At 37.7% G+C, this 24,007-nt stretch carries 18 protein-coding genes and 1 pseudogene; 7 read left to right on the top strand and 12 right to left on the bottom strand.

Annotation, left to right across the window (positions count from 1 at the left end):
• Positions 1-3 precede the first annotated feature (3 nt).
• The 9 genes from rlmN to B2R82_RS17670 all read right to left on the bottom strand — a co-directional run bounded on the left by rlmN (position 4) and on the right by B2R82_RS17670 (position 9,352).
• Positions 4-1,146, bottom strand: a complete 1,143-nt coding sequence (rlmN, locus tag B2R82_RS17710) for a 23S rRNA (adenine(2503)-C(2))-methyltransferase RlmN (protein WP_286926178.1) — start codon at positions 1,144-1,146, stop codon at positions 4-6.
• Complete coding sequence (rsmB, locus tag B2R82_RS17705; protein ID WP_286926177.1) at positions 1,146-2,507, bottom strand: 16S rRNA (cytosine(967)-C(5))-methyltransferase RsmB; 1,362 nt, start codon at positions 2,505-2,507, stop codon at positions 1,146-1,148. The genes rlmN and rsmB overlap by 1 nt, the downstream gene beginning before the upstream one ends.
• Positions 2,504-3,445 carry a methionyl-tRNA formyltransferase gene (gene fmt, locus B2R82_RS17700; protein WP_286926176.1) on the bottom strand — a complete coding sequence of 314 codons (942 nt, stop codon included), beginning with the start codon at positions 3,443-3,445 and terminating at the stop codon, positions 2,504-2,506. The genes rsmB and fmt overlap by 4 nt, the downstream gene beginning before the upstream one ends.
• Position 3,446: 1 nt before the next feature.
• Positions 3,447-3,941: a peptide deformylase gene (gene def / locus B2R82_RS17695; protein WP_283871116.1), complete on the bottom strand. Its 495-nt coding sequence runs from the start codon at positions 3,939-3,941 to the stop codon at positions 3,447-3,449.
• A gap of 91 nt (positions 3,942-4,032) precedes the next feature.
• The gene (gene priA / locus B2R82_RS17690) at positions 4,033-6,447 is read right to left on the bottom strand and encodes a primosomal protein N' (protein WP_286926175.1); all 2,415 of its coding nucleotides are present in this window, start codon (positions 6,445-6,447) and stop codon (positions 4,033-4,035) included.
• A complete protein-coding gene (gene coaBC / locus B2R82_RS17685) occupies positions 6,444-7,454 on the bottom strand; it encodes a bifunctional phosphopantothenoylcysteine decarboxylase/phosphopantothenate--cysteine ligase CoaBC (RefSeq protein ID WP_286926174.1) in 1,011 nt (336 codons plus the stop codon). The genes priA and coaBC overlap by 4 nt, the downstream gene beginning before the upstream one ends.
• 130 nt (positions 7,455-7,584) lie before the next feature.
• Positions 7,585-7,812 carry a DNA-directed RNA polymerase subunit omega gene (gene rpoZ / locus B2R82_RS17680; RefSeq protein ID WP_004227380.1) on the bottom strand — a complete coding sequence of 76 codons (228 nt, stop codon included), beginning with the start codon at positions 7,810-7,812 and terminating at the stop codon, positions 7,585-7,587.
• 4 nt (positions 7,813-7,816) lie between these two features.
• Complete coding sequence (gmk, locus tag B2R82_RS17675; protein ID WP_274795908.1) at positions 7,817-8,434, bottom strand: guanylate kinase; 618 nt, start codon at positions 8,432-8,434, stop codon at positions 7,817-7,819.
• Between the two features lie 42 nt (positions 8,435-8,476).
• On the bottom strand, positions 8,477-9,352 hold the full coding sequence (locus B2R82_RS17670; RefSeq protein ID WP_286926173.1) for a YicC/YloC family endoribonuclease: 876 nt from the start codon (positions 9,350-9,352) through the stop codon (positions 8,477-8,479).
• A gap of 494 nt (positions 9,353-9,846) precedes the next feature.
• On the opposite strand from B2R82_RS17670, the gene B2R82_RS17665 reads away from it, so the two are divergent.
• The 7 genes and pseudogenes from B2R82_RS17665 to B2R82_RS17635 all read left to right on the top strand — a co-directional run bounded on the left by B2R82_RS17665 (position 9,847) and on the right by B2R82_RS17635 (position 20,147).
• Positions 9,847-11,541, top strand: a complete 1,695-nt coding sequence (locus tag B2R82_RS17665) for an Rqc2 family fibronectin-binding protein (RefSeq protein ID WP_286926172.1) — start codon at positions 9,847-9,849, stop codon at positions 11,539-11,541.
• A 403-nt stretch (positions 11,542-11,944) separates the two neighbouring features.
• Positions 11,945-13,630, top strand: a complete 1,686-nt coding sequence (locus B2R82_RS17660) for a methyl-accepting chemotaxis protein (protein WP_286926171.1) — start codon at positions 11,945-11,947, stop codon at positions 13,628-13,630.
• Positions 13,631-14,553: 923 nt separating this feature from the next.
• Positions 14,554-16,177, top strand: a pseudogene (locus tag B2R82_RS17655) (peptide ABC transporter substrate-binding protein).
• A 132-nt stretch (positions 16,178-16,309) separates the two neighbouring features.
• Positions 16,310-17,239: an ABC transporter permease gene (locus B2R82_RS17650; RefSeq protein ID WP_054770603.1), complete on the top strand. Its 930-nt coding sequence runs from the start codon at positions 16,310-16,312 to the stop codon at positions 17,237-17,239.
• A complete protein-coding gene (locus B2R82_RS17645; protein ID WP_283871108.1) occupies positions 17,239-18,159 on the top strand; it encodes an ABC transporter permease in 921 nt (306 codons plus the stop codon). The genes B2R82_RS17650 and B2R82_RS17645 overlap by 1 nt, the downstream gene beginning before the upstream one ends.
• A gap of 13 nt (positions 18,160-18,172) precedes the next feature.
• Entirely contained in the window at positions 18,173-19,228 is a 1,056-nt protein-coding gene (locus B2R82_RS17640) for an ABC transporter ATP-binding protein (protein WP_286926170.1), read from the top strand.
• The gene (locus B2R82_RS17635) at positions 19,221-20,147 is read left to right on the top strand and encodes an ABC transporter ATP-binding protein (RefSeq protein ID WP_286926169.1); all 927 of its coding nucleotides are present in this window, start codon (positions 19,221-19,223) and stop codon (positions 20,145-20,147) included. Before B2R82_RS17640 ends, B2R82_RS17635 begins: the two co-directional genes overlap by 8 nt.
• 133 nt (positions 20,148-20,280) lie before the next feature.
• On the opposite strand, the gene opp4C is transcribed toward B2R82_RS17635, so the two are convergent.
• The 3 genes from opp4C to opp4A all read right to left on the bottom strand — a co-directional run bounded on the left by opp4C (position 20,281) and on the right by opp4A (position 23,975).
• Positions 20,281-21,189 (bottom strand): oligopeptide ABC transporter permease, encoded by a 909-nt coding sequence (gene opp4C / locus B2R82_RS17630; RefSeq protein ID WP_054770601.1) that lies wholly within the window; start codon positions 21,187-21,189, stop codon positions 20,281-20,283.
• Positions 21,190-21,202: 13 nt separating this feature from the next.
• Positions 21,203-22,168: an oligopeptide ABC transporter permease gene (gene opp4B, locus B2R82_RS17625; protein ID WP_286926168.1), complete on the bottom strand. Its 966-nt coding sequence runs from the start codon at positions 22,166-22,168 to the stop codon at positions 21,203-21,205.
• An 82-nt stretch (positions 22,169-22,250) separates the two neighbouring features.
• On the bottom strand, positions 22,251-23,975 hold the full coding sequence (gene opp4A, locus B2R82_RS17620; RefSeq protein WP_286926167.1) for an oligopeptide ABC transporter substrate-binding protein: 1,725 nt from the start codon (positions 23,973-23,975) through the stop codon (positions 22,251-22,253).
• Between the last annotated feature and the right edge of the window lie 32 nt (positions 23,976-24,007).

Here is a 24,007-nt window from a genome sequence, read left to right as displayed (position 1 = left end):
TGGTCACCTCGTCTCTTCAGATCTCTCTTGCGCACGTAATTGACCACACGCAGCAGCAATATCAGAGCCTTGCTCACGGCGGATTGTTACGTTAATGCCATTTTTCTTTAATGTTTTTTCAAAAGCAAAAATTTGACTACGAGATGTACGCACATAATCACGCTCTGGTACGTAGTTTACTGGAATTAAGTTGACATGGCACTTAATTCCTTTAATTAATGCAGATAATTCTTCTGCAATTTCTACTGAATCATTTTCACCTGACATTAAACCATACTCAAAACTCACACGTCGGCCAGTTTTTTTTGTATAGTAACGAACAGCCTCCATTAATTCATCCAATTTATAGGCACGTGCGATTGGCATTAATTTTTGGCGTGCCTCTTGGTTCGGTGCGTGCAGAGACACAGCAAAGTTAATTTGAAGCTGTTCATCAGCAAATTGGTAAATTCTCGGTACGATACCCGAAGTCGAAACAGTAATATGACGCGCTCCAATATTTAAACCTTTTTCATGGTTAATGACTTTTAAGAAGCTCATCATCGCATCATAATTATCGAAAGGTTCTCCAATTCCCATAATAACGATATGTGAGACACGTTCCCCCACTTCATCTAATGTTTGCTGAACCTTAACAACTTGCTCCACGATTTCTCCTGCTAATAAATGGCGCTTTAAGCCTCCTAAAGTAGAGGCACAGAACGTACAGCCAATTCGGCATCCCACCTGTGTTGTCACACAAACAGAGTTACCATAATCATGACGCATTAATACCGTTTCAATAGAATAGCCGTCCTGTAATTGAAATAAAAATTTAATGGTACCATCTTTGGATTCTTGCTGAACAATGGTTGACAATGTCGTTAAAGCAAAGCTTGCTTCGAGCTTTTCTCGTAATCCCTTTGAAAGGTTAGACATTTCAGCAAACGTCTTTACACGTTTATTGTATAACCAGTCAAAGATTTGTGCTGCACGAAATGGTTTTTCACCATTTTCCTTTAACCACTCTTCTAACTGCTCTGGTTGTAAAGAATAGACAGATTCCTTTAAATTAGGCTTTTCTTTTTTTGCGCGTCGAACAGGCTTTTCTTCTGCTTCGTCAACTAAATCGTTGATACGTTCATTAAATTTCTCTTGATCCACCATTAGTTGGATCCTCCTTTTTTACGAAAGGCGGCGACGAAGAAACCGTCACTGCCAAAGTCTTGTGGAAAGACTTGAAGCATGCCATTTGCTTGCTTTTTCGCTAATTTTGTTGGTAAAGATTCTAGTTGTATCGCTTCCATCTCAGGATGCGCAGTTAAAAAGGCATTTACAGTGCCCTCATTTTCTTTTTTATCGACTGTACAAGTACTGTACACAAGTTTCCCTTCTATTTTCAATACTTTTGTTGCAGCATCAAGCAATGCCAATTGTATTTTTTGAAGGTTTTCTAAATCTTCTTCACGCTTTGTATATTTAATATCTGGTTTACGACGCATAACACCTAGACCACTACAAGGAGCATCGACTAAAATAGCATCAAAGGATTCTGGCTGTAGAAAATCTGGTGCTTTACGGCCATCAATAGGCGCAGTTTCTACTATATTAATACCCAGACGATCTGTATTATGGTCGATTAAATCTAATTTATGAGGATGAAGATCGGTCGCTAAAATCGACCCCTCATTATTCATGATTTCTGCTAAATGTGTTGTTTTCCCACCTGGTGCGGCACACATATCTAACACACGCATACCGGGATTTGGATGTAGGACATTTGCTGGAATCATCGAGCTTTCATCCTGAATCGTAATCAGCCCTTCTTGGAATGCTTTTGTTCGAGCAGGCTGACCATTTGTTACATGTAAGCATTCTGGCATCATATCGCTTTTTTTAGCCGTTAAGCCTTCCGCTTCTAAGCTGGTAATCGCTTCCTCGACATTTACTTTTGTTGTATTAACGCGGACAGTCTGTACTGGTGGTACATTATTTTCCTGTAACATCTCAGTCGCTACTTCCATACCATAGTTATCAACAAAGCGTTGCACTAACCACTCTGGATGACTTGTTTCAATAGCAAGGCGCTCAATTGGATCTTTAATTTCATCAGTAGAAGCTACACCCTGACGTAAAATAGATCGTAAAATACCATTAACCATTGAGGCAATACCTTGGTGACCTCGACGCTTGGCAATTTCTACAGCCTCATTCACCGCTGCATGTGGCGGAATACGCGTTAAATAATGTATTTGGTATAGGGATAATCGTAAAAGCCAACGCACCCAAAGATCCACAGAGCCACGAATAAAGGGCTCTAAATAATAATCAAGTGTCATTTTATATTGTAGGGTACCATACGTAATTTCTGTTAAAAGGGCACGATCCTTCGCCTCAATTTTATGTCGCTTGATCGTTTCACTTAAAAGTAAATTACTATAGGCTTGATTTTTATCTATTGCTAAAAGAATAGAAAGTGCAGCATCACGCACATTTCCATCCCAAATGACTACGCTTTTTTTACTCATTTAAATTGGTCCCCAATCTGTAATTTAGAACCTGTACCACGCAAGTATTCTTCAGCTATCATACGTTTTTTACCAGCTGGTTGAACATCATATAGTGCAAGTGTTGTGCCATTTCCAGCCGCAACTTCAAAATAATCCTTTGAAATGGCAACGACTGTACCAGGACGAGCATCATGCTTTGTGTTGCCAACCTTAGCCCACCAAATCTTAAAGTTTTCATCTTCAAAGGTTGTATAGGCTACTGGCCATGGATGAAGTCCACGCACCTGATTGTATAAAGTTGCAGCATCCTTTGTCCAATCGATACGCTCTTGTTCACGTGAAATATTACTTGCAAAGGTTACCTGTGCTTCATCCTGTACCGTTCGACTATTTGTTCTATTAATAATAGAAGGAAGTGTATCTTTTAATAATTCTCTGCCTACTACACTGAGCTTATCAAATAGACCACCTGTATGGTCATCCTCTTCGATTGGGATAGCCTTCTGAGATATAATATCACCTGCATCAAGCTTTTCAGCCATATACATGATTGTTACACCTGTCTCTTTTTCACCATCAATAACCGCCTGATGAATCGGTGCACCTCCACGATATTTGGGTAAAAGTGATGCATGAACGTTAATACATCCAAGCTTGGGTGCATCAAGTAATGCTTTCGGCAATATTTGTCCAAATGCGGCTGTTATAACTAGGTCAGGCTGTAAATCAAGGATTTGCTCTAATTCCTCAGAACCCCGTAGCTTTTCAGGCTGTATAACGGGTAAGCCTAATTCTATAGCAGCAGCCTTTACAGGTGGCGGCGTAAGAACACGCTTTCGGCCAACTGGACGATCTGGCTGTGTAACAACTGCTTTGATATCATAGCCTTCATGGTGTAGCATACGCAAAATTGGAGCAGAGAAATCTGGTGTTCCCATAAAAATTATTGATGTCATATTATTCCTCCTCTTCTGCGTACATTGCCTCAAGTTCGTCCTCTGTGACAATGCGTTTGATTTTTGAATCGAATAGTACGCCATCTAAATGATCAATTTCATGTAAAATCGCTCGAGCATCAAAGCCTCCCGCTTCTAACTCATAAACGCGTCCTTCACGATCACATGCTTCGATTTTCACGTAGTCAGGTCGCTCAACCTCACCGTATAACCCCGGAAAGCTTAAGCAGCCCTCAATATCTATTTCTGCACCATCTGTTTCGATAACAGTTGGGTTAATCATCTCTAATATATCTCGTTCCTCACCAAGCTCAACAATTGCAACACGCAAGCCAACATTTATTTGAGGTGCTGCAATCCCGACCCCATCATATTCAACCATTGTGTCATATAAATCATCCAACAGCGTAATTATGTCTTCATTTATTTCTGTTACCTCAGCGCATGGCGTAGATAAGACCTTTGCTGGATGTTCTACAACTTTTTTTATAGCCATTTTCTGTTTCCTCATTTCTACTATTTCAGACCTTGCTACTCTGTAAAGTCAATATTTTAAAAAAATCAATCAATAATTCTTTTAATTATAATTAGATTGTTGACGGATCTAAATCCACCGTCATTAATATCCCCTGTTTTATCCATTCTGCTCGATACATTGCAAGAAGGCGCTGCAAGACAGCAATCAGATTTGGTTCAATTTTATATTTTATCAAACATTGATAGCGATATCTATTTTGGAGACGACTAATACTTGCAGTTGTTGGACCAATAATAGCAACTTGATTAGATAAATTTTCTCTTAGCCAATCTGCCGCACGTCCAGCATACTCCGCTGCCATCATAACATCCTCATGAGAGATTTGAACAAGCGCAACAAAAAAATAAGGTGGATAGCTTGAACGACGACGTAAAAACATTTCTCGTTCATAAAATGGCTCGTAATCCTGTATTTTTGCCAGCTCAATAGCATAATGCTCTGGGGTATACGTTTGTATAATAACCTCTCCATGCTTGTTATGTCTTCCAGCCCTACCACTTACCTGTGTTAATAACTGAAATGTTCGCTCCGCTGCACGATAATCGGGAAGATGTAATGATGTATCAGCACTCAACACGCCTACTAGTGTAATATTAGGAAAATCAAGCCCTTTCGCAATCATTTGTGTGCCTAGCAAAATATCTGCCTGTTCTTCTCCAAATGCCTGTAGAATTTGTTCATGCGCACCTTTTTGCTTTGTTGTGTCCACATCCATCCGAAGCACCCTCGCCTCCGGAAAAAGCTTATAAATTTCTTCCTCCACTTTTTGAGTGCCTGTGCCAAAGTAGCGAATATGCTCACTTTGACATTGTGGGCAAATTTGTGGAACACGCTCCTCATACCCACAATAATGACATTTTAATTTCTCAGTTGTCCGATGATATGTAAGCGAAATGTCACAGTTTGGACATTGCACAACCGTACCACAATCACGACAAAGCACAAATGAGGAATAGCCTCGGCGATTTAAAAACAACACCATTTGCTCTTGCTTCTCTAGCCTTATACGCATTGCCTCAACAAGCTGCTCAGAAAACATAGAACGATTTCCTTTTTGAAGCTCCTCTCGCATATCAGCAATATAAACAGTTGGTAACGCTTGATGCAGAGCACGCTGCTTTAATGTAAGTAAGTTATAAACACCCTTTTTAGCCCTAGCGAATGATTCCAATGCAGGCGTTGCACTTCCTAAAATAACAGGACATTTATGAAATTCACTTCGCCAAATTGCTACATCTCGTGCATGATATCTCGGTGAATCTTCTTGCTTATACGTAGATTCATGCTCCTCATCTAAAATAATTAAACCAATATTTGTAAAAGGCGCAAAGATAGCTGAACGAGCTCCTACAACAACGCTCACCTTTCCCTGTTGAATTTTACGCCATTCATCATACTTCTCTCCAACTGATAGTCCACTATGCATAACAGCAACCAGTTCACCAAAGCGACTACGAAAACGCTCTGTCATTTGTGGTGTTAATGAAATTTCAGGCACCAGCATAATGGCTTCCTTACCATCATCTAAGACCTTTTGTATCGCTTGTAGATATACTTCAGTTTTACCACTTCCTGTGATACCGTGTAGTAAAAAAGTTTTCGCTGTCTGTTCTTCCATCGATGTAGTAATTGCCTCTAGTGCAATATGCTGTTCATCCGTCAGCTGTAATGATTGAGTACGAGAAACCTCCCTCGTGAAGGGGTCCCGATATACCTCTTCATGTATAAAATGGGCTGCTCCTTTTTCGATAACTGACTGAAGTACTGCGGAAGATATACCAGTTTCCTCATAGATTTTCTGTGGCAAAAGGACCTCTCCAAGATGTTTGCCCATCCACTCAATTAGCTGGCGCTGTTTGGCTGCTCTCGCTGCACCTTCCATTGCCCTGTCTATATCTTGCTGATTATGTGAAATTTTAACCATCCTTATTTCTTTCACATTTCCTTGCTGCTTTACAACATTTTCAATTTTTACGATTTTATTAGTTATAAGCTGCTTTAATAATGGAAGTAATTCAGCACGCTCGAATTCTTTAAAATTAGCTTGTTGTCGCTTACCAAAAATGGCTTTAGCCTCATCTGGCAAAGCATCATTTTCCTCTTGCAGTGTAATAATTTTCTCATATTTTGCTCGCAGTGCAGATGGAAGCATGACCTGTAAGGCATCAATTTCATAGCATATTGTTTCGTTTTTTAACCACTTCGCCATCAATAGCATTTCTTCTGTTAGCACGGGCTCTATATCTAATATTTGTGTAATGGCCTTTATTTTATTTTGTGGTACCTCTGTTTCGCTTTTTAATCCAACTACAAAGCCTAGGACATTTCTTGGCCCAAACGGTACTTTTACACGACAACCCATTTCAATAACATTTGACCATTCTACCGGCACTTTATAATCAAATGGACGATCGACATGATATGTTGAAACATCCACTATAACCTCTGCAATTAAATAGCTCATTGCTCCTCACCTTGAATAAGAAATGCCCAAAACGCCTTCGCAAAAAGCTCAGCATTCGATGTATCAAAAGGTTGCCCGTTTATTTGTGCTTCATCACTAAAATCAATCCATTTATCAGAAGTAATGGTTAACATAGGTTCACCAATAACCCTTTGTCCAAAGGTTACTGCAACTGTTCCTTCGATTGATAATGTTGGCGCACCTTCGATTGCAGGAATATTTGCCGCATGGATGAAAATAGCCTGCGGATATTGTTTTTTATAATCCTCAAGTTTTGCCAAAAGTTTATGCACGTTCGCATCGTCTTCATCTAAAAGGATTATTGTTGCTCCAAGTACCTTGGCCTCTTGGGCAATCGCTTGACCAATTCTACCGTTAGCATACGCACTGATTATATGTTGTTCGTCCACAGGCATATAAAATGCGCCCGCTGTAATAACTACAATTTTTCCGGAAAGTCTCTTTGTTGTTTCCGAAAAATATTCTTGGACAATCGCTGTTATTTTTTCCGGTTCCTCTAAGCGTCCCTTCCCGACATACCCACATGCTAAAAATCCTTCTGAAGGCTCAATAAATTGATAGCCATCAGATGCAAGCTGCGCCAAATTCCGTTTAACCGCTGGATGATCATACATATGCACATTCATAGCTGGTGCAATCCAAACGGGTGCAGTAGTGGCTAACAGGGTTGTTGTTACCATATCATCAGCAATGCCATTTGCCAGTTTTCCTATGATATTGGCTGTCGCAGGAGCAACTAACACTAAATCTGCCCAATCCGCCAAATCGATATGGGCAATAACGCTAGAATCCTTTTCATCAAACGTATCGAAAAAGACATCATTTTTGGACATCACTTGAAAGCTCAATGGATTTACAAATTGTCTTGCGGATGCTGTCATGATGACTTTTACATTCGCCCCTGCCTGCGAAAGTTTGCTAACAAGAGCAACAGCCTTATAAACCGCTATACCACCTGAAACACAAAGTAAAATATTTTTATTCATGCATAATATCGTCCTTTCAAAGGATAAGCTCCCAAAGGATCATTCCTCGGGAGCTTTCGGCATTCTGTATAATCAAAAATCCACTGCAAGACTTTAACATTAATGGGGCAAAAGCTATTTTACATCCATGTTAGATTTCGTCTTCGTACACAGTTGACTCATCCTGTGATACCTTTGTAAGTACACCTGCCGCTACTTCTTCAAGTGCTTTTCCTACATATTTATGGGAAACATACTTGTGTAAGCGTTCTGTATCTTGTTCTTCCTGCATTTGACGAGCACGTTTTGATGCTAGACTTACTAATGAATACTTTGAATCAATCTCTTTTTTTAATGCATCTACTGATGGGTATAACATGGGTTTATTCTCCTCTCAACATTGACAAATATCTTTTTTCCACACGTTCTCTACGACAATGCTCAGCTTTTATAATCGCATTAATACGATCACAGGCATTCGTCACTTCATCATTCTCCACAACATAGTCATACAAGCTCATCATTTCAAGTTCTTCACTTGCAGTAGCAATGCGTTTCGCAATGATATCCTCTGTTTCTGTCCCACGTCCAACTAAACGATCTTTTAATTCCGTTAAACTTGGAGGGGCTAAGAAAATAAATAAGGCATCTGGTGCTTTTTTACGAATTTGTGCTGCACCCTGCACTTCGATTTCTAAAAACACATCACGACCTGCATCCAGTGTTTCGTTCACATAGGCTAGTGGTGTGCCATAATAGTTACCAACAAATTCTGCGTGCTCTAATAAGCCACCCTGTTCAATTAGCGCTTCAAATTCTACACGCGTCTTGAAAAAATAGTCTACACCATCTACTTCACCTTCGCGAGGATTTCGTGTTGTCATCGAGATGGAATACTCATAGTTCGTATTCGGCTGAGAAAATAATTCTTTTCGCACTGTCCCTTTACCTACACCAGATGGGCCAGACAGAACAATTAATAATCCACGTTCTTTTATCATTTATTCTCTATATCTCCCTTAATTTATAACAGATGCAATAGGTTATTCAATATTTTGAACCTGCTCACGCATCTTTTCTAAAATTGTCTTCGCTTGAACTACCGCTACTGCCGCCTCTGTAGATTGATTTTTGGAGCCAATCGTATTAATTTCACGATGAATTTCCTGCATTAAAAAGTCTAATTTACGCCCTACAGAAATCGTTTCTAATAACGTCTCCTCCAGTTGGTTAAAATGACTATCTAATCGGTCCAATTCTTCAGTAATGTCCACACGTTCAGCAAATATCGCTACTTCTGCAAGTAAGCGATCCTCTAACAACGCACCATCAGCTATTTCTGTAATTCGCTCCAATAATCGAGTACGATATTTTTCTACAGCTAGTGAGGAGAATGATCGAATCTGGTTCACCTGTTCCGTTAGCTGCTGTTTATATTGTACGACAACATCATGTAGCTCTTGCCCCTCACGCTCACGCATTTGAATTAGTTGCTCAATTGCTTGCGTAACCGCCATTTTCACAGCTCTTAGTAAATCCTCAGGTGTAAGCTGCTGTTTTTCTTGGACAAGTGCTTGTTCAAGTGATAGTAGCTCTTGCATCGTCCATTTTTCTTCTAGTGGTACTTTTTTTGCTAATTCCTCTTTTGCCTTACGATACGCTTCAATTAATGACCAATTAATCTCAATAGATTGCTCGACATTTTCTAAATCCTTCACATAAACCATCACATCTATTTTGCCGCGTGACAAAGCTTGTGAAATTAGTTTCTTTGCAAAAATTTCTGCTTCAAGCCATTCTTTCGGAAATTTTGCATGAATTTCTAAAAAACGATGGTTGACCGAGCGCATTTCTACGGTTAATTGAAAGTCCCTTGTTGTTGTGACACCTCTGCCAAAACCAGTCATACTACGCACCAAGGTTCGTCACACCTTTCTTTGCATACTGGAATTATTATAACATAAGCTCTGCCATTTATGATGTCTCTCCGTAAAAAATTAGAGCAATTTCGCCTTGGCGTAATTGTAGTTTCGCTTTGCTGTCGCTACATATCAACAATGCATACAGATTTTGGCTAGGCAAACATGACGTCGGTATTTCGATAATGTCACAGGGACGTAGGCGTTTTTACCGAGATAGGTCAGTTAGCTATTTTCGCAGGATGCGGAGGTTTTAGGCTAACAACCTTTCGTAACATCCGCTGATGCTCACACACACTAAATAAAGATAGAGCAAAAGCTAATTCTACCACTTCTGAAGCTATATTTTAATATTCTCCTAAAAAATGCTATGATAAACATTAGAAAAGTGCATTTGTGCTACCTTAATGAAACATAAGGCACTACTGCATTATGAAAATACAACAAATACGAAAGTATCAAGGATGCTTTTATCGTTGGAAAGAGGAAATCATATGGCATTTGATGGCTTATTTACTTACTCAATGACAGCCGATCTACAACAATTAGTCACAGGTCGGATTACTAAAATACATCAACCAAACGCTCAGGAGGTTGTCCTTCACATCCGTGCAAATGGAAGTAATCATAAATTACTTTTTTCAATTCATCCTTCTTATGCGCGTGTTCATCTTACGGAGCAATCCATTGAAAATCCAGCAGAACCTCCAATGTTTTGTATGCTGTTACGAAAACACTTGGACGGTGGTTTTATTTCTTCAATTAAACAGCATGATTTTGACCGCATTATAATAGTAGAAATTGAAAGCAAAAATGAAATTGGCGACCCAATTATAAGGGAGCTCCACGCTGAAATTATGGGGCGTCACAGTAATTTATTATTAATTGATAAGGAGCAGGAAAAAATAGTCGATAGCTTAAAGCATTTGCCACCTTCTGTAAATAGTTTCCGTACAGTGTTACCTGGTCAGCCTTACATTGCTCCTCCCGCACAAAATAAATGGCACCCACTTACCGTAACGAAAGAACAGCTTGGAGATTTTTTCTCAGAAACAAAATCTGCTAAGGATATAGTTTCTCAGTTTATGGGCTTCTCACCGTTACATGCTGAGGAATTACTGTTCCGATTAAAGGATACAAAAGATAAGGTTGATTGCTTTCAAAATTTTATTGCTTCCTTTCAACATGGTGGCACACAACCAATGTATGTAGTAGCAAATAATAAAACTTACTACTCCCCAATCGCTTTAACACATTTACAAGGAGATGTTACCAACTATTCAAATGTTCATGAGCTACTTGATCGTGTATTTTTTGCACGCGCTGAGAGAGATCGTGTTAAACAACAGGCTGGTGATTTAGAGCGATGGCTACAAAATGAAATTGATAAGCTAACATTAAAAATTAAAAAACTTAATAAAGACTATGAACATGCTTCAAGGCTCGACCAGTTTCAATTATTTGGTGAACTACTAATGGCAAATATATATGCGTTTGAAAAAGGTGTAAAAGAAGTCACTGTCATGAACTACTATAGTGAAACGGGAGACGAAATCACTATCCCAGTCAGCGAACGTAAGACCCCCATTGAAAATGCTCAAAGCTACTATACAAAATATACAAAGGCAAAGAATGCACTTATTATGGTTCAGGAGCAGCTCGAAAAAACGAAGGACGAGATTGCGTATTTTGAAATGCTCTCACAGCAGGTTCAACAAGCAGCGCCGAGTGATATTGAAGAAATTCGCGAGGAGTTAGCAGAACAAGGTTATTTAAAATTACGTCATGCTCGAAAAAAGAAAAAACAAGCTAAGCCGGAACCAGAGCGTTATGTATCTTCTACAGGCGTCCCCATATCTGTTGGTAAAAATAATAAACAAAACGATATGCTGACATTTAAAATTGCTAAACGCACAGATATTTGGCTCCATACGAAAGATATTCCTGGTTCCCATGTTGTTATCCATATGAGTGAACCGGACGAAACTACTCTTCGTGAAGCAGCAACACTGGCTGCCTATTTTTCGAAAGCAAGGGAGTCCTCTTCTGTTCCAGTAGATTACACAGAAATCCGTCAGGTAAAAAAGCCAAATGGAGCTAAGCCTGGATTTGTTATTTACTTTGAACAAAAAACTCTATACATTGATCCTGATGAAGCTGTTATTTTACAGTTAAAAAAGCAATCATAAACTTGGTGTTGGAATATAGGATGATCTTTATAAGTTATTTCGCTTAATAGAAAAACTGTTTACTAGGACGAAGTTAAAGTTATATGTGCAAAACTTTGACCATAGTATCCCAAATTACTACGACCAAATTGTATTTCAGCACAGAATAGAGAGGGAATAGGATATGTGAAATATCTTATTCCTTTTTTATTTTAATTTCCACGTAATCCTTACTATAGCTGTATTAAATTTTTCTTTCTTCTACTCTTTTTTTACAGCAAATGTTCCTTATTATAATAGTGTCAAAAAAACTCATGAATAATCTGTACTGTTTATGTGATGCGTTATTGACTTCCATCTTTCTAAAAGGCTAAATTTAAGTATAAAAAAAATTATATTTGTATTTTGGAAAGGGCGTATCTCTATGACTGTAGGCAGAAAACTAAGTTTTGGTTTTTTCACAATCATCCTCACCTTAATTATTTCTTTGTTAATCATGTTTTTTCAGTTTACCAACATTGAAAAAAAGGTTGAAAATGCACTTGAAAATCGTGTCGCCCTAGTAGAGTTAGCGGATAATATTCAATTTGAACTAGCGATGCAAGGCCTTTTTATTCGCGCAATATTTATTGAAGATAAAGCAACTAATCAGGAAAATTTCTCGAAATATGCTGGAATGCTAGATGAGCATGTAGATGAAATAATGCAAATATCCGATTCATCCGAAATGGACACTTACGCTAAGGACCTCAATACATATAATGAAGCTTTTAATAAAGCAGCGGATGAAGCTCTTGTCCTTCATACTGCAGGAAAACTTGATGAGGCTTTACAAAAAGTTAATAGTGAGGTTGAACAAGCAAATAAAGGATTACTAGAAGTATCTGAAAAGATTGTAAGCTACCAAAAGAACCAGCTTGATCTTGTAACGAAGGAGTCCAAAAAGGCCGTAACCAATTCACAAACAATCTCGATTATTGCCATCGCTCTAGGATTAGTTATTGGGATATTCCTAATGCTTTATGTGCAGCGTACCATTTCAAAGCCTTTAAAATTAACAGTTATCGCTGCCAATAACATTGCAAATGGTGAATTATATCATGAAGATATTAGCCATCAGTCTAAAGATGAGATTGGTCAGCTTTCTACCGCCTTTAACACAATGAAAAACAGCTTACGAAGCTTATTAACTCATATACAAGGCAACACAGAACACTTAACAGCCTCCGCTGAAGAGCTTTCCGCCTCTACAGAGGAAATTTCTGCTTCAGCAGATGAGGTAACAAGAAGTATAACTGAAACTGCAAACGCGGCTTCTGCTTCTACCATTGCTGCAAATGAAAGTGCACATGCTATGGATGAAACAGCTATAGGGGTTCAGCGTATAGCAGAAGCAACCCAACAACTACATCAAAACGCAGTCGAAACAACAGAATTAGCCAATAATGGTAGTACCACGGCGTATGAGGCTCAACAACAAATGAATATCATCTATGACTCCACACAGGTAATTAATAATCTTGTTCAGAAATTAAGCAAACAATCTGTAGAAATTAGTCATATCACTACAGTCATTACAGCTATCACTGAACAAACTAATTTATTAGCACTAAATGCCGCAATTGAAGCAGCACGCGCAGGTGAGCACGGTAAAGGTTTTGCCGTAGTAGCGGATGAGGTGCGCAAATTAGCTGAAGAATCTAAGCAATCTGCTAATAAAATTGTCTATTTAACGCAAGAAATTCAAGGAGATACGCAAAATGTAGAGAAGGCTGTTGAGAGTGGTCTACAATCTGTAGCGGATGGTGTACAAATGATTGGCCAGGCTGGGACAGCTTTTGAAGCCATCGTGGAAGCTATTCATACCATGACCGATCAAATTGAAGATATTTCTGCTACTTCTGAGGAAATATCAGCTAGTGCAGAACAAGTAGCTGCATCTGTCACGGAGATTGCAAATGGTGCCTCTGCTAGCGCAGCCCATACACAAATTGTTGCAGAATCTAGTAAAGAACAAGCTGTTACAATGCAACAAATAAACCAAGTCGCTGCTGATTTAAGTGAAAAATCAGTGGATCTGCAATCAAAAATTAGCCAATTTAAACTTTAAACATGGTAGCAGTGCATTTAAAAACGAAAAAATGCACTGCTTTTTTTATCATTAAACCCTTTCCTTCTCGTTTTTCATTCTACAAAATTCGTCAAAAACCACATAGTTTGCCGTCAATCACCTGGCTCTTAGACTTTAATCTGGATTGTTATAATAACTATATGCAGGCACTTTCCTTCCATGTAAGACAAATGAACTTCTCCATAAAACAACTGTTTAAAATCGCGTTGGATATAGTTATTTTTACCATTCAAAAGATGCAAAATCGAATATGTGGATGAATGATGATTTTTGTCTTTTTTACATACATCACTGCATATTCAAACATGTCTTAAATTATTTCAAGAAAACTTCTCTTATTAAAATCACTTCCCATTCAATACAATTATTTCTTAAAAAAGGCACATTATTTCATTCATTTACATTACTTCTTCTTTTTTTAGCATCAAAACATAAAATCTTAGATAAATACAAAACAAGATTCTTGTATATCATTAATAGATAAAAATATTCATGTTTCGACATAGGAAATTACAAAAAATTACCTGAATACGAAACTAAATCACTTAGTTTTGCAAAGATTTTCTACATAACCATACAATTCTCTTAATGAATCAACCCTATGACTTTCGAATCATTTTTCAAATATTAATAATATTATCAAAAGAATAGGAATTTTCGGTATAGTATGTCATTTTTTTATTTTTGTTTTATTTTTGATATTCAAAAGATAAAAATATCAAATTATTATCAATTAAACACTTTAGTTTAGTAATGTGATAAATCGAAAAAATTTATTATTCTATTAGATGTCAGATAATACTATATAAATTTGAATCTTTTTTATTTTGTGCACAATGATTTTTTTGGTATATTAAATAGGAGCTTCAAAGAAGGCTTAAAATTGTATAAGGGGGATTTACATGATTAAAAACAAAAAGTTTTTATTACTAACAGTCCTTGCAGTATTTTCATTAGTTCTTGCTGCATGTGGCTTCGGTGGAGATAAGTCTGATAATTCTTCATCTTCAGACGGTAAAAAAGATTCTGGTTCAAAAACTAAAGAGCTTAACCTAGCAATACCTTCAGAACCACCGTCTTTACACCCAGGACTTGCAGAAGATACTACATCTAGTGCAATCTTAATAAACGTTTTTGAGGGTCTAACTGTTTCAGACGCTGATGGTAAGCCTACTCCAGGTATAGCTGAGGATTGGGATATCAGCCCTGATAAAAAGACTTATACGTTCAAATTACGTGATGCAAAATGGTCAAACGGTGATCCAGTTGTAGCAGGTGACTTTGAATATGCTTGGAAATGGGCGTTAAATCCAGAAAATCTTTCTGCGTATGCTTCTATTTTCTACCCAATTAAAGGTGCTAAAGATTACCACAATGGTGGTTCTGCTGATGGCGTTGGTATTAAAGCTGAAGATGACAAAACTTTAGTCGTAACTTTAGAAAACCCAACTCCATATTTCCTAGAATTAACAGGCTTTAAAACTTATTTACCAATTAACCCAAAAGCGACTGAGGCTAATGAAGAATGGTACGCAGACGCTGGTGAAAATTACGTAACAAATGGTCCTTATAAATTAAGCGAATGGAAACATAGTGATTCTATCGTTCTTACAAAAAATGAAGATTATTGGGATGCAGCAAATGTTGATGTTGATACTGTCAATATTGCTATGATTGAAAAAGNNATCTGGCTCTCTTGACTACATTGGTAAACCATTCCAAACAGTAGATCTTAATGTTATTGATGAATTCAAAAAAGATGGTTCTTTAAAAATCAAGGACGAAGCAAGTATTTATTGGTATAAATTCAATACAAAAGACAAAATTATGTCTAATGCAAATATTCGTAAAGCGCTTACACTAGCAATCGATCGTCAAACATTAATTGACAACGTAACTAAAGGTGAACAAAAACCAGCTACAGGTATGGTTCCTCCAGCAATTCCTAACTTTACAGAAGACCGTGGTTACTTCAAAGATAATGATGTTGATGGAGCAAAAGCTGCACTTGAAGCTGGAATGAAAGAGCTTGGTATTAAAGACCCTAAAGATATTAAAGTTAACATTTCTTATAATACTTCTGAAGGACATGCAGCAATTGCTCAATACATTCAAGAAGAATGGAGTAAAAAACTTGGTATTTCATCTGAGTTAGATAACTCAGAATGGCAAGTTTATATTGACAAATTAAAAACGGGTGACTATCAAATTGGTCGTATGGGCTGGGTAGCTGACTATCTAGATGCATATACATTCCTTGAAATGTTCGATACGGCTAAAAACGGTAACAACCAAACAGGATGGGAAAATGCTCAATATAAAGAATTACTAGATAAAGCAGTTGCTGAAGTAGATGAAGCTAAACGTCTTGAGTATTTAAAACAAGCAGAAGCAATTGGTATGACAGAATTCCCAGTCGCACCTATTTACTACTACACGAATTTATCAGTAGTTAAAGATGGTATTGAAAACTTAAATCCAAATCCAACAGGTGATATCCACCTTAAAGATGTAAAGATGAAATAATTTTGTTAACCATTTCTTTTTAAGCTCTAAGCTGAGAGCTGCCTCGTAGCCCTTGCGGCGCGAGTCAGCTCTTTTTAAAATACGAAAGCACTTATTTGTCAGATAATTGACAAGTAGAAGGAGGAGTTTTATGTGATTAAATATATTTTGAAAAGGCTGATGTATATACTTCTCGCGCTTTTCGTCATCGTAACGGCTACGTTTTTCCTATTGCGTCTTGCTCCTGGTAATCCATTTGCATCTGAACGTAATTTCCCTCCTCAAATAGAGGAAAAGTTAAACGAAACGTATGGATTAAATAACCCTTGGTATATTCAGTACAAAGATTATTTAATCGATGCGGCCACTTTTAATTTCGGTGAATCTATGAAATATAAAGCGCGTTCAACGAATGATATGATTGCAGAAGGCTTCCCAGTATCTTTAACTTTAGGGATTGAGGCTATGCTGCTAGCTATTGGATTTGGTGTATTAATCGGTGTAGTGGCAGCGCTTTATCATAATAGATGGCCAGATTATTTGGCAACGACCTTTGCGGTGCTCGGAATTTCCGTTCCATCCTTTATATTAGCTGGGCTTATGCAGTATTTCCTGGCATACAAGCTTGAGTTATTCCCGATTAGTGGATGGAAAGGCTTTAGTTATAGTTTGTTACCAGCCTTAGCTATTGCATTTTCGCATATGGGCTTTATCGCAAAACTAACACGTTCAAGTATGCTTGAACAAAATAATAGTGATTACGTAAAAATGGCTCGTGCAAAAGGGATAGGCAAATGGACAGTTGTCTTCCGCCATACTTTACGTAACGCCCTTTTACCAGTCATTACTTATTTAGGTCCATTAACTGCTGGGGTTGTTACAGGTAGCTTCATTGTAGAGCAAATTTTTGCGGTCCCAGGTTTAGGTAAACACTTTGTACAGAGTATTACAAACCGTGACTATACAGTTGTTATGGGAACAACGGTGTTCTACGCAATCATTCTTTTATTTGCGGTATTCATCGTAGATATTTTATATAGCGTGATTGATCCGCGAATTAAGCTGAAAGGAGCGAAAAAGTAATGACACAGCAACAAATTGAGAAAGATAAGTTTAAAATTGTTGGCGGAAATCATGAAGCAACTGATAAATTAGCAGATAAATCTATCTCCTTTTGGAAGGAAGTATTTATTCGTTTTTCCCATAATAAAATGGCGATTTTTGGTTTAATTGCTTTAATCATTATTGTTTTGATGGCTACATTTGTGCCAATGTTTTCACAATACCACTATAGTGATCAATTAGGTGTTTATAACGCCCCACCATCTTCAGAATATTGGTTTGGTACAGATGATTTAGGTCGAGATATTTTCGTTCGAATATGGGCTGGCGCTCGTATCTCTTTACTCATCGGAATAACTGCTGCAGTTATTGACTTGATCATCGGCGTATTATGGGGAAGTATTTCTGGTTTAGCAGGCGGTCGTGTTGACAATATTATGATGCGTATTGCCGATGTTTTAACAGCTGTACCTTACCTACTAGTTGTTATCGTACTTTTAGTAGTATTAAAACCAGGTATTATACCAATGATTATCGCATTATCGATTACAGGATGGATTAATATGGCCCGTATTGTTCGCGGTGAGGTATTATCTATTAAAAATCAAGAGTATGTTTTAGCCGCTCGAACTCTAGGTGCACAAACAGGACATTTAATTTTAAAACATTTAGTGCCAAATGCACTTGGTGCAATTTTAGTAACAATGACATTAACGGTACCACATGCAATTTTTACAGAGTCTTTCCTTAGTTATCTAGGACTTGGGGTTCCTGCTCCACAAGCCTCTTGGGGAACAATGGCTTCTGATGGTAACGGAGCGATTACCAATGCTCCTTGGCGTTTAATATTCCCTGCAGTATTTATTTCACTAACAATCTTTGCGTTTAACGCAGTTGGTGACGGCTTACGTGATGCATTAGATCCAAAACTACGTAAATAAGGAGGTGGCCGAAATGAATAAAACAATTCTAGAAGTAAAAGATTTACGAATAAACTTTAAAACCTATGCAGGACTTGTCCATGCTGTACGTGGTGTTAACTTTGATTTAAAGGAAGGTGAAACACTCGCTATAGTTGGTGAATCAGGTTCTGGTAAAAGTGTTACGAGTAACGCGTTAATGAAATTAATTCCACAGCCACCTGGTATTTATGAGTCAGGACAGATTTTATTTAATGGCCGTGATTTAGTTCCTTTAAGTGATAAAGAAATGTCAAAAGTACGCGGAAATGAAATTGCAATGATTTTCCAAGACCCTATGACAAGTTTAAATCCAACCATGAAGGTCGGACGTCAAATAACTGAAGTAATTTTACAACATAAAAAAGTATCTAAAGCAGATGCAAAAAAACGTGCAATTGAGCTTTTAACACAGGTAGGTATTCCCTTCCCTGAGAAACGCTATAACCAATATCCACATGAGTTTTCAGGTGGTATGCGTCAGCGTGTTGTTATTGCTATCGCTCTTGCAGCTGATCCAAAGCTATTAATTGCCGATGAGCCAACAACAGCCCTAGACGTTACAATTCAAGCGCAAATTTTAGAGCTTATGAAAGAAATACAAAAAAATTCGAAAACATCTATCATTTTCATTACGCATGATTTAGGTGTTGTTGCCAACATCGCTGACCGTGTTGCTGTAATGTACGCTGGTCAAATCGTGGAATATGGTACTGTCAATGATATTTTCTATAATCCTAAGCATCCTTATACATGGGGACTTCTCGGATCAATGCCAGACTTAGATAACAGCACAGACGAGCTATTACGTACGATTCCTGGTTCACCGCCAGATCTTACGAACCCTCCAAAGGGAGATGCGTTTGCTGCTCGTAATGAATTTGCAATGGCTATTGACTATGAGCAAGAACCTCCAATGTTCCAGGTAAGCGAAACACACTTTGCAAAAACTTGGCTGCTGCATCCAGACGCACCAAAAATACCACTTCCAGAAGCTGTTGCTAAACGAATTGAAGGGTATTTAGCAAAGGAGGCACAACAACATGACTAAAGTCGGTACAAAAAAAATTCTTGAAATCAAAAATTTAAAGCAGCATTTCGGCTCAGCAAGTAACCCTATTAAAGCTGTCGATGGTATTAGCTTCGATGTATACGAAGGTGAAACACTTGGTCTTGTTGGAGAATCAGGTTGTGGTAAATCAACAACTGGTCGTTCCATTATTCGCCTGTACGACATTACAGATGGGGAAATTATTTTCGATGGTGAGAACGTTCATGGGAAAAAATCTAAAAATGACTTAAAGAAATTCAATCGTCAAATGCAAATGATTTTCCAAGATCCATACGCTTCATTAAACCCTCGTATGACAGCTGGAGAAATCATTAGTGAAGGCTTTGATATTCACGGTCTTTATAAGGATAAAAAAGAACGCCGTGAAAAAGTAAACCAACTACTTGAGGCAGTTGGCTTAAACAAAGAGCACGCCAACCGATATGCACATGAATTCTCAGGTGGACAGCGTCAACGTATTGGGATTGCTCGTGCTCTAAGCTTAGATCCAAAATTCATCATTGCGGATGAGCCTATCTCAGCACTTGACGTATCCATTCAAGCGCAAGTGGTTAACCTGCTAAAGCAGCTTCAAAAAGAGCGTGGATTAACATATCTATTTATTGCCCATGACTTATCCATGGTTAAATACATCAGTGACCGTATCGCTGTTATGTACCGTGGTAAAATTATGGAAATCGGTAAAGCGGACGATATTTATAATAATCCTGTTCATCCGTATACAAAATCTTTATTATCAGCTATCCCACTTCCTGACCCAATGTCAGAAAAGCGTCGTCAACGTATTCCGTACAAGCATACGGAGGTGGACGATAGTGCAACATACCATGAGGTCGGTGATCAACACTATGTCTATGGTACAGCTGATTTAGTGAAAACTTGGGTTGCTAATCGATAATGACTTATACATCCATCCAGTAGAAAACTCTATTGGATGGATTTTGTATATTGAAATTTTTGACACCTTTAAAAGTAATCTTGATACTTTTAAAGGTGTCCTATTTTTTATTCATAATGTCACTAGCAAGCTACTACCTTCTTGATTTAGGATTTAAAGCATCTTTTAAGCCTTCACCGATAAAGTTTATGGATAAGATGACTAGCGTAATAGCTGTAGCAGGTGGCACCCACATCCATAGCTTGTTCTTTAACACATCTGAGTTTCTAGCCTCAAATAACATATTTCCCCAGCTAGGTGTGTCAGCAGGTACACCCATTCCTAAAAAGCTTAAACTGGATTCCGCTACAATAGTCACCGCCATCAATAATGTTGCCTGTACAATAATCGTGGAAGCAACATTGGGTAGTAAATGCTTTACAATAATTTTAGTGGACTTACAGCCAATTGATTGAGCAGCTAGTATATATTCATTTTCTTTTTCAGCGAGAATTCTACTGCGTACGATCCTTGCAACGCTTCCCCAAGTTAAAATCGAGATAACAATGATTAATGTCCATAATCCAGATATTTTCCCAGTTAGAAGTGTATTTAACACAATACAAAATACTAAAAATGGAAACATTAATACGAAATCTGTAAATCGCATTAATAGCTGCTCAATCTTTCCTCCAAAATATCCTGAAATCGCCCCTACAGTTGTACCGATTAGCACAATAATAATCATACAGCCCAATCCAACTGTTAAAGAGGATCTTCCAGCGTAAAGCATTCTTGTGAAAACATCACGTCCATTTGTATCTGTTCCCAGCCAATGCTCACTCGATGGTGGTAGACTAATATTTGTAAGATCTACACGCACAATATCTTTTGTCGTAATATAGGGTGCCAATAGCGATAGAATAATAACTAGCAACAAAAAGAGCAGACTAATCATGGCTAATTTATTTTTAACAAACTTTCGTCTTGCTATCACCCATGGTGAGGGGCTTTTTTTTGGTGTTTTTGGAGATAATACTTCTTGATTAGTTACCAATGTCATGATTTCCCCCTCCTTAATCTAGTCTAATACGCGGATCAACCACACCATATAATAAATCCGCTACTAAATTCCCAAACAGTGTTAAAAACGAAAGTAACATAGTAATCGACATCATGACTGCATAATCTCTTCTTCCAACGGATTCTAAGAATAGTGCACCTATGCCTGGATAAGTAAAGATCGTTTCTGTTATGACTGCCCCACTAATTAAGGTCGCAATATCAAAACCAAGATACGTGATAATTGGAATGATCGAATTTCGTAAAATATGTTTATTATATATTTTCGATTCCTTTGTCCCTTTTGCTCTTGCAGTCCTTACAAAATCTTTTCGACTATTTTCAATAATGTCATTGCGTAAAAATTGTGTATAGGATGCCGTTCCCATCAATCCTAATATTAATGCAGGTAATAAAACATGATGTAGTCTACTGATATAGTAAGTGAAGGTTCCTTCCATTACGCCTACTCCTACAGAGCCACTGAAAGGGAACCAGCCGAGCTTAAAGGAGAAAAAGTAAATAGCAACTATCCCTGCAACAAACGACGGTATCGCTAAAGCTAAGTAATTATAGGTCGCAATCAAATTATCCCCAAGTGTATAAGGTTTTCGTCCAGCATACATCCCCATAATAAAAGCAAAAATGTAAGTGAAGAATAATGATATTACTGCCAAAAATATGGTATTAGGTATACGCTGGGCAATAATCTCTGCAGCTGGCTTTTTATAAACCGTTGATTTTCCAAAATCCCCTTGTATAAAATTAGTGATCCATCTACCGTATTGAGTGATAATTGGATCATTATAGCCTAATTTTTCTCTCATTTCTTCGATGTATTGTGGATTCGTATTAGATGGATCAATTTCTCCACCAAACGGATCACCTGGCATCATTTTTGCTAAAAAGAACACCACCAACGAAATAAGGAGTAACAATGGGATCATGCCCAGTAATCTGCGAAGTGTATATTGAAGCATGTGAGCGTCTCCTTATCTATAAATTTACTAAATAGGTCCCCCTACAGAGGGAGACCTATTTAGCAGGATTGATCCTCTATTTTTATTCCTTTATATTCCACTTATAAACATCCGTCTGGAAACCAACTGCATTGATATGAACACCTTGTAATCGGTTATTAATACCATATAAATCTAAGTTTTCCCATAATGGAAGTGCTGGTACCTCTTCATTGAAATACTTTTGCCATTTAACATATGTTTTCATACGTTTATCTTTATCGAATGCCTCTTCACTTAAGCCTTTATCTAATAACTTTTGATTTTGTTCGTCTACCCAACGACCATAATTCCATTCTGCATGATTCCCCCATAAACCAGATGGATCTGGGTCAGAGCCAGTACTCCAAGAACCAAAGAATGCTTCTAATGCAGCATCATCATTATCTTTCATATCATTATATAAATTAAATTCTATTAAAGTACCTGTAGCCATTTCTGTTTTTACGCCGATATCATTCCACGATTGAATAATGGCTTGAGCTCGCCCCTCAAATGCAGCAGGACCAGCATAATGACCAAATGAAATTTTAAATGGTTTTCCATTTGGATCTTCCACAAATCCATCACCATCTTTATCTTCATATCCTGCAGCCTTCAGCAGTTCTTTCGCCTTTTCTTGATTGTATTTATAATCATTCAGTTCAGATTCCTCTGCAGCAACCCAGAATGCCCGTGGAATTACAGTGTTCGCCACTTCAGCTTTTCCTTCTAAGAAAGCATCGATCATTGCTGGACGATTAATCGCATATAATAGTGCCTGACGTAATTCTTTTGATTTAAACTTATCAAAATCTGCTACATTTGTAAGTGTAGCTTTATCACGATGACCAAAACGAAGACCTATATAAGAATAAGTAACCCCCGTAGTTTCTTCAATGCGTACATTATTTAATGCTGATAATTCTTTAACAGATTGTGGTCTTATATTCATAATGTCAACTTCTCCGTTTTGGAACGCACCTGTTGCTAAAGATGGATCTATGACTTTAACAATCACACCATCTAGCTGTGGTTTGCCCTTCCAGTAATCATCAAAACGCTCTAATTCAGAATACTCGCCATCTACTACTTTTTTCACTTTAAATGGCCCTAAGCCTACGGGATTTTCACGAACCTGCTTTGATTCCTCTAAATCTTTAATAGCAATACCCTTATAATGTTTCTTTGGCATTGGATAATTCCAAAGATTTTCTAAGTTATTAATCTTTACTTTTTCAAAAGTAATTTTTACTGTGTATGGATCAACGATTTCAATGCCTTCGATTTTATCGGCTTTTCCTTCTTTTTTAGCCTTTGCCCCTTTAATATCTTCAGCATAATTAAAACGAGGCCCTTCATATTCTGGTGTTGCTAATGTTTCTAATGCATATACCCAGTCATCAACGGTTAACTCCTCACCATTATGCCACTTTACACCTTTCTTAAAGCTAAACGTATACGTTAATTTATCCTCACTAATTTCCCAAGTTGCTAGGTTAGGGATATATTCTAACTCATCATTTACATCATAAATACCTTCCATTGTAAAATTTTGAATATAACCATCTACAACACTTCCTGCATATGCAGGATCAAATACTCCCTCAGGAGCCTGATCCGTACCAAATGTAACGACTCCTCCTTTTTTTGCTTCAGAGGTTGTTGGAGAATTGTCTTTCTCTTTGCCCCCCTCTTTTTCTTGTGTCGATGTGTCACTATTACATGCTGCTAAAAATAAAGCCATAACGAGTAGTAGCAGGAATGACCATAATGCTGATTTTTTCATTTTTTTCCCCCCGTGAATTTTATTTTGTCATT

This window comes from Lysinibacillus sp. UBA6686, from assembly GCF_002455205.1.
GTDB lineage: Bacteria > Bacillota > Bacilli > Bacillales_A > Planococcaceae > Lysinibacillus > Lysinibacillus pakistanensis.
Note: the sequence above shows the minus strand (reverse complement) of the source record. Positions and strands in the feature narration are given on the sequence as shown.